Here is a 7,469-nt window from a genome sequence, read left to right on the forward strand (position 1 = left end):
TCTCCGTCAGCTTGGCGATCGTGGGCTTTGGTTTGATCCTTGTGCCGCTCGCGCCGGGGCCAACCCTCATCGGCTTCACGATGCTCATCGGCCACCAGCTCCTGAGCGACGGGTTTGAGACGGTCTGGGAGGCAAACCAGGCGGCCATCCGTGGGCGAGTTCTACCAGCCGCCTTCCAAGGCCGCGCCAACGCCGCGAATGATGGCATCGGCATCCTCGGCCGACTTCTGGGGATCGTTATCGGTGGCGTGATCGGGAGCTCTGTTGCCGGGAGTGGTGCCGCGCTAGTTGTTGGTGGCGGAGCCTCTATTGCTGTCGGCCTCTATGTCGCTAGCTCTCGCCTCGGCAGGATCCAGTCGCTCTCGCAGATCCCAACGTCAGGGGTTCGTCGGCGCGCCTAGTAATCCATCGACGTACGCTTCCGCGGCAAATGGCAAGAGATCGGTGGCGCGCTCGCCCGTTCCAATCCAACGAATCGGCAGGCCAAGTTCGCGACGTACCGCCAGTGCTACGCCGCCGCGCGCACCACTATCGAGCTTCGTCAGAACGATGCCGTCGATTCCCGCCGACGCATCGAATCCACGTGCTTGGGCAAGACCGTTCTGTCCGGCAGTGCCATCTAGGACGAGCAGCACCTCGACGGTGCGCGTAGGGGCAACTTTCGTCACCACTCGGCGAATCTTGGCGAGCTCGTCCATCAGACCGCTTCGTGTTTGCATGCGACCGGCGGTGTCGATAATCACGGGAGTGAAGTCACGCGCCGCGGCAAGCGTCAGCGCATCGTGAATTGCGGCTGCGGGATCGCCACCTGGACGACCCTCGAGCACCTCGACCCCTTCACGAACACCGAGCGCGCGTAACTGGTCGATCGCCGCTGCGCGGAAGGTATCTGCAGCGACGAGGAGGGGTGCAAGCCCAGCCCCTTTCGCTCGAGCGGCAAGCTTAGCGGCGGTAGTTGTCTTCCCTACGCCGTTGACACCAACTAGCAGAACCACATCCGCCTCATCGAGCTGGTTGGCCGAATCATCGCCAAGCAGGCTCAGTGCGGCTGCCCGCACTCGAGAACGCCCATCTGCGCCGTCACCATCGCGTGCCGCCTGAATGAGTGCGGTGGTGGCTACGAGCCCAACGTCGCTGGCGAGCAGCGCCTCTTCAATCTCGCGCCAGTCAGGTTCTGGCGCAGTGAACCGCCGGAGAACTTTGGCGAGAGGGTTAGAGGATGGGGTGGTGGCTTCGGCCACGCGCTTCTCATCGTCGGGTGAACTCTTTCGCCAGAAGGCGAGTTTCAACGCGCCGCCTCACGTTCAGCGCGCGCCTGATCGGCGATGCGCTTCGCCTCATCGAGGCGCAGCCCGAAGACGCGACTTGCCGCATCTTCCCCAACCGTTACGCCCCAGAGGCTGTCGGCCACTTCGACCGTGCCCCGGTTATGCGTAATCACCACAACCTGTGTGCGCTCACTTAGCTCGCGAATCGCGTCACCGAAGCGCGTTACATTCGCCTCGTCAAGCGCGGCATCAACCTCGTCAAGGACGACGAATGGGAGTGGTCGCACCGCCAACATGCCCAACAGGAGGGCGACGCCGGTGAGTGCGCGCTCCCCACCCGAGAGGAGCGAGAGCTGCTGTCGACGCTTCAGTGGTGGGCGTGCATCAATCTCAACGCCTGGTCGGCGCGACTCGCCGTCATCAGCGAGGCGCAACTGCGCATCGCCGCCACCGAAGAGAAGCTGGAAGTTTGACGCGAACGTGGTCTGCAGTGCGGTGAACTGCTCCGCAAAGGTCGACTCAACGAGCAGGTCAAGCTCCCGCATCAGCGTTGCGGCCTTCTCGATCGCGCCATCAAGATCGCGCGTCTGCACCTCGAGTGATTCGAGTCGAGCACGAAGCTCTTGGTGCTCCATCACAATGCTGGCGCCGCCAGCCTCAAGTGGGCCGATCTTTCGCCTCAGGCGCTCCAGGGCACGCAACTCCTCAGGTTCAAGCGCAACGAGCGGTGTGGCCGTTGCCGAAGAGTGCCGACCCTCCCAGTAGACGGCAAGGGCTGCCGCCTGCTGGCGCGCGAGCGCCTCACGCGCAGCGGTGTCCCCTTCAGCGAGGACCTCGGCGTCATCGGCGGGAGCAGCGGTGCGCAGTGCAACCGGGATTCCGGCGGCCAAGCGAGCGTCTTCAGAGAGGCGGCGACCGAAGGCGGCAAGGTCTCCACTCAACTCTTCAATGAACCGCTCGCGCTCAAATTCAACCGCCTGTGCATCGCGTTCGAGCGGACGCAGCGCCTCATCGAGATGCTGCTCACGGGTGCGGAGGCCGCGCTTCGCCTCTTCATCTGTGGCGATCTCGCTCTCAATCTCAACCTGTAGGGCCGCCTTCGCCTGCACGCTCTCTTCACGCTGCGTTGCGGCGGCTCGGGCTGCCGTGGCGAGACCAGACTGTTCGGCGAGCTGGGCGCGAAGATTCGCGACGCGCGTCTCAAGTGCGCCGCGCTCCTCTGCGGCTCGAGTGATCCGAGCAGATGCACCGGCAACGGTGGCATCGCCACGTGCGCGCGCCAGCTCCCAGGTGCGCAGGGCGGCTCGATCTGTCTCAACAGCGGTGGCGAGATCAGCACGGCGGGCGGTCAGCTCTCCCACGCGGGCTCGCCACTGCGTCGTGGCGTCGGTGGCAATCGCCTGTTCAGGGGTAAGGGCGATCTCATTCAGTCGCGCCTGGGCGGCTGTGACGGCGGCGTCGAGCCTACCGATGCGCTCCGCGCGCTCAGATGTGCTGCGACGGACCGCATCACGTCGGCGCTCGGCCTCGGCGCGTGCCGATTCAGCGGCCCGGAGCGCTGCCCGTGTGCTCACCTCCGCGTCACGCCCCTGCGTGAGTCGTGTCTCTGCTGACGTGAGGGCGCCCGCCCCTACGGTGGCATCGCTGCGTAGGGCCGCCGCTGTGGCACGCAGCCGCTCCGTTGCTGCGGCGGCACGACTGATCTCTGAATCAACAAGGGCATCGTCTGGCTCCGTCTCACGAATGACGACACCACCGTGGCGCACAACGGCGCCGGCGCGCGTCACGATCGTGCCGCCGAGCGGTAGATCGGCGAGGGCGCTCAGCGCGGCCGCAACGCTTGGCGCAACGAAGACGCTGGCGAGGAGGCGTCCGAGCAGTCCATCGGGATCGCTAATGATCTCGCTGCTAAGGGATGGGAGCGTCGGGTGTGTCGTTGCAGCCATCGCGTCAGCGCCATCAATAAGGAGTGCCCCCTGCTCGTCATCAAGCAAGTTTGCCCCACGCTGATCAACGACAAAGCCTCGCGCCAACGCACCGAGAGCGGCGAGCACCGCAGTGCGGCCTTCTTCCCGAAGTTCAACACCGGCGAGCAGGCTTCGCCCTCCAATCGCATGCGCCGCCTTTGATAGTGCGCGCTCCTGCAGGGCTGCTCGGCGCGTTTCAAGTGCAACGAGCCGGCCCGATAGCGACGCCGCCTCGGCCTCTCCGGCGCGAGCGGCACGTTCGCTCTCGCCAACCGTTGCTCGGGCGGCGGCGGCGCCTGACTCCGCTTCAGCGAGTTCCCGTGACGCGGCGGCGAGACGGGCCGCGGCATCGCTCGCGGCGGTTGCAGCGAGGATGAGGACGCTCTCAGCCGCGGCGGGATCTTCGCTAGCGCCATCTGCAGTAACGGCGGTGCGCTCCGCCTGGAGTCGCTCGAGGCGGGCGGTGAGATCTGCGCGCTCCACCTCGCGTGTGCGCTGGGCGCGCGCGGCAGAGTCGCTGCTCCCCTCTCCGGTGCCATCGGTGAGCACCTCTAGCTCGCGGCGCGCGGCAGAGAGGTCGGCATCAAGGATCTCAAGTGCGGCAACAGCCTCTGCGTCGACGGCAGGCGCCGCAGCGGCGCGCAGTGCCTCAACCGATGCGATCTCTAACTCAGCGACGGCAACCTCCGACGCAATGCGCTCCACATCACGTGACAGGGCGGTCGACTCGGCGTCAACGCGCGCATGGGCACGCTCAGCAGATTCACGCGCCTCGCGGGCTGCCTCAAGGGCACGACGAGCCACGTCAAGATCGGTGCGGGCAAGCCCGAGGCGCTCGCGGCGACGGTGGGCCTCTTCGTCGGCGTTGCGCAGCTGTTCGCGAATGGACCGCAGCTCACTGGTCACCGTTGAGAGTTGGCCGCCGATGCGCACTCGTCGCGAGGCGATCCAGGCGCCGCGTGCCGCACCCAGCGCAGCGATGCGCTCGACCGCTTCGGTCAGCAGCTCTTCGCGACCAGCCTCCTGCTTTGCGAGCGTCGCGAGGCGGCGCTCTTGTGGGCGGAGGGTGCCGAGGATCTCTTCGACGCGGGCGCGATTATCGATCGCCTCTTTCATCTCTGTTTCGGCTCGTGCACGGCGTCGCTCGTGGCGTGCGGTGCCGGCGAACTCTTCGACAAGCGCGCGGCGCTCTTCAGCCTTGAGGCTCAGCGCCTGGTCAACGGCACCCTGGCCGATGAAGAGGAGGCCGTTCTCGGCGAGGCCGGCACCATCGAGCAGCTCGTTGAGATCGCGGAGGCGGATCTTCTCGCGATTGAGCAGGTACTCCTGGCCGCCGCCGCGATCGGCGCGACGGGCGATCTCAATCTCGGTGAATGGCAGATCGAAGAGGCCATCCTCATTGGCGATGGAGAGCGAAACCTCGGCGAGGCCAAGGGGACGGCGCTTCTCTGATCCGGCGAAGATGACCTCTTCCACGCGCTTCGAGCGAATCCCACGGCCAGCCTCGCCGAGCGCCCAGCGCAGGGCATCCACCACGTTCGACTTGCCGCTTCCGTTCGGTCCAACGATGGCGGTGATCCCTGGGGTGAAGGCGATGGTCGTCTTGTCGGCGAAGGTCTTAAAGCCGCTCAGTCGCACCTCGCGCAATCGCAGGCGGCTCACTTTTCACCTCCGGCGGTGATGCCGAGCAGGTCGATGGCGGCTTCCGCGGCGGCGGCCTCAGCGGCGCGGCGACTTGGTCCTGATCCGCGCGCTACTTCACTGCCGTCGACGCGAACAACGCACTCGTAGGTGCGGTCGTGTTCGGGACCGGTGGTGGCGACGACGTCGTAGCGCGGCAGTGAGCCGTTCCGGGCCTGCGTCCACTCCTGCAGGAGGGTCTTGATCCCCTTGCCGAGTGCAGCGCGAGGTGCGGCGAGCTCCGCGCTCATGTGTCCTTCGATGAAGGTGGCTGCGGCGGCGAAACCGTGGTTCAGGTAGATCGCACCGATCAGGGCCTCAAACGCCGCGGCGAGTGCCGCTGGGCGACGCGCGCCACCGCGAGAGGCTTCGCCCTCGCCGAGCATCAACACCTCAGCAATGCCGATGCGCAGAGCGACCTCCGCAAGCGCGGCGCGTGAGACAACGGCGGCGCGGCGCTCAGAGAGGTCCCCCTCCTCGGCTGCGGCGTCGTCGGCATAGAGTCGCGCGGCCACGACGGCGCCGAGGATGGCATCGCCGAGAAATTCGAGGCGCTCATTATCGGCACCCGCCCCACCTTGGTGGCGGCGCGAAGGGTGTGTGAGGGCCAACTCTACGAGCGCCTCGCCCCCTGCTGGGATGCCAAGACGTTCACGTTGTGCTGGGGTCATCGAAAGTGGCGCCACTACGAGCGTCATCGTGGTGAGTGGTGGCACGCCCCACTGGCTGCACCGCGCGAGGCTCTCGCCTCACGCCGGCGGCCAAGGGGCCGCCCCATCTCAGCCCTTCTTCTCGATGATGGCGTCGACGGCGTCCTGAACTGTCTTGATCTTGCCGAGCTCTTCGTCGGCAATGGTCACGCCGAACTTCTCCTCGAGGCCCATCGCGAATTCAACAAGGTCGAGGGAGTCCGCATTGAGGTCTTCGATAAAGGCGGCCTCAGGCTTCACCTTCTCTTTCTCAACGCCGAGCTGCTCAACGATATAAGCCTGGAGCTCCTGGAAGATCTGATCCTTGTCGCTCATGAGTTACTCCCTCCGTCTATCTCCGCCGTGGCGGCAACCTCGCGAAGCGCGGTGCCGAGTACGCCGTTGACCAGTTTGCGGGCCGGTTCGCCGCTATACGTGCGGGCGATTGAGGTCCACGCAGCGATCGCCTCGGTCGGCGCCGCCGTGCGGGAGTGTATCACCTCCCCTAGGCCGCACCGGAGGAGAGAACGGTCAATTCGAGCCATTGTGGCAAGGGGGAAGGCGGTAGCGAGGCGCTCAATTGTGGCATCGATCTGCGGACGATTCGCCTCGACGATCTTGAGAAGCGGCCGGGACCAGAGGAGAGTCTCCTCAGGGACCTCTCCAGCCGCAACGCGCCGCTCCAGCACCATCAGCGCTGTGCGCATCCCGAAGTCCGACTCATAGAGGGCGGTGAGTGCATCGCGTCGACCCGCCGTATGGGCCCGCGCCGCCGCATCCTTCGGCGCAGCCGAGGCTCGCCGCATTGCCACCTTACGCCGGTCCGACGGGGAGACCGTCGGGGGCGGAGATTTTGCTCTCAGCGATCGACGAGGCGATCTGCTCGGTGACGCGCTCGCGCACCGCACGTGCTGCCGTTACGCAGGCGAAGTAGACCATGCGCGAACGGGCACGCCCATGTGTGATCGCCACAGTCCCCTGCACCCCCAAGAGAATTGCTGCGCCAACTCGCTCGTAGTCAAGTTGCGTGCGAATGTGTGCAATGGAACCACGCATGAGCAGCGCAGCGATGGGGCCGAATGGGAGGCGACGAAACTCTGAACGGAACATATCAGTGATGGTGGTCGTTACCCCTTCGACGAGTTTGATCGCGACATTACCAAGCACCGCATCGCAAACGACCACATCGGCCTCATCGGCGGCAAGATGGCGACCCTCAACATTCCCCGTGAAGTTGAGTGAAGACTGATCGAGAAGCTCGGTTGCGCGTTGGATGCGCAGATCGCCCTTCCCCTTCTCCTCACCGATGGAGAGGAGTGCTACGCGCGGATTCACAACGCCAAGGACGCGCTCCGAGAAGATCTGGCCCATATGCGCGTACTGATACAGATTCTCTGGCGTTGAATCCGGATTCGCGCCAACATCGAGCAACAGGAGCGGCTTCTCGCGCAGGAGGAACTGCACGGCTATCGCTGGGCGAATGACCCCCTTGATGCGGCCAATGATCAACACGCCTGCAGCCATACCAGCGCCAGTGTGTCCCGCGGTGACAAGAGCATCGGCGAGATCGTCGCGTACGAGGGATGCCGCAACGACCATCGACGCGTCTTTACGTTCGCGCACAGCGTTCGCGGGGTTCTCATCCATGGTAATTACGCCTGGGCCATGGACGATGGAGACATTAACGGGGAGTTCGCCACCGGCGATGGTGCGAATGATCTGCTCATCACCGACGAGCGTCAGGTGGTCGCTCGGATTCTCTTTGGCCCATCGCAGGCCGCCAGGAACAACCTCGGTGGGACCGTGGTCACCACCCATTGCATCGAGGGCGAGGCGGACAGAGCCGCCCGACGCGCTCATTGCGA

Annotated in this window: 7 protein-coding genes; 1 reads left to right on the plus strand and 6 read right to left on the minus strand. The window is 65.4% G+C overall.

What is annotated here, in order from left to right:
• Window positions 1-401, plus strand: a 401-nt coding sequence (locus AC3LCN_RS05490) for a hypothetical protein (protein WP_488649062.1), incomplete at its 5' end; no start/stop codon positions are given.
• On the opposite strand, the gene AC3LCN_RS05495 is transcribed toward AC3LCN_RS05490, so the two are convergent.
• From AC3LCN_RS05495 to plsX, 6 genes are all read right to left on the minus strand, one after another.
• Complete coding sequence (locus tag AC3LCN_RS05495; protein WP_488649063.1) at window positions 378-1,241, minus strand: AAA family ATPase; 864 nt, start codon at window positions 1,239-1,241, stop codon at window positions 378-380. The two genes, AC3LCN_RS05490 and AC3LCN_RS05495, sit on opposite strands and share 24 nt — an antisense overlap.
• A 44-nt stretch (window positions 1,242-1,285) precedes the next feature.
• Entirely contained in the window at window positions 1,286-4,897 is a 3,612-nt protein-coding gene (gene smc / locus AC3LCN_RS05500) for a chromosome segregation protein SMC (RefSeq protein WP_488649064.1), read from the minus strand.
• The gene (gene rnc / locus AC3LCN_RS05505; RefSeq protein WP_488649065.1) at window positions 4,894-5,631 is read right to left on the minus strand and encodes a ribonuclease III; all 738 of its coding nucleotides are present in this window, start codon (window positions 5,629-5,631) and stop codon (window positions 4,894-4,896) included. The genes smc and rnc overlap by 4 nt, the downstream gene beginning before the upstream one ends.
• A gap of 63 nt (window positions 5,632-5,694) precedes the next feature.
• The gene (gene acpP, locus AC3LCN_RS05510; protein ID WP_488649066.1) at window positions 5,695-5,940 is read right to left on the minus strand and encodes an acyl carrier protein; all 246 of its coding nucleotides are present in this window, start codon (window positions 5,938-5,940) and stop codon (window positions 5,695-5,697) included.
• Entirely contained in the window at window positions 5,937-6,410 is a 474-nt protein-coding gene (locus tag AC3LCN_RS05515; protein WP_488649067.1) for a transcription antitermination protein NusB, read from the minus strand. Before AC3LCN_RS05515 ends, acpP begins: the two co-directional genes overlap by 4 nt.
• 7 nt (window positions 6,411-6,417) lie before the next feature.
• The coding region (gene plsX / locus AC3LCN_RS05520; protein WP_488649068.1) for a phosphate acyltransferase PlsX at window positions 6,418-7,469 on the minus strand (1,052 nt) is incomplete at its 5' end.

The organism is Candidatus Limnocylindrus sp. (assembly GCF_040397215.1).
GTDB lineage: Bacteria > Chloroflexota > Limnocylindria > Limnocylindrales > Limnocylindraceae > Limnocylindrus.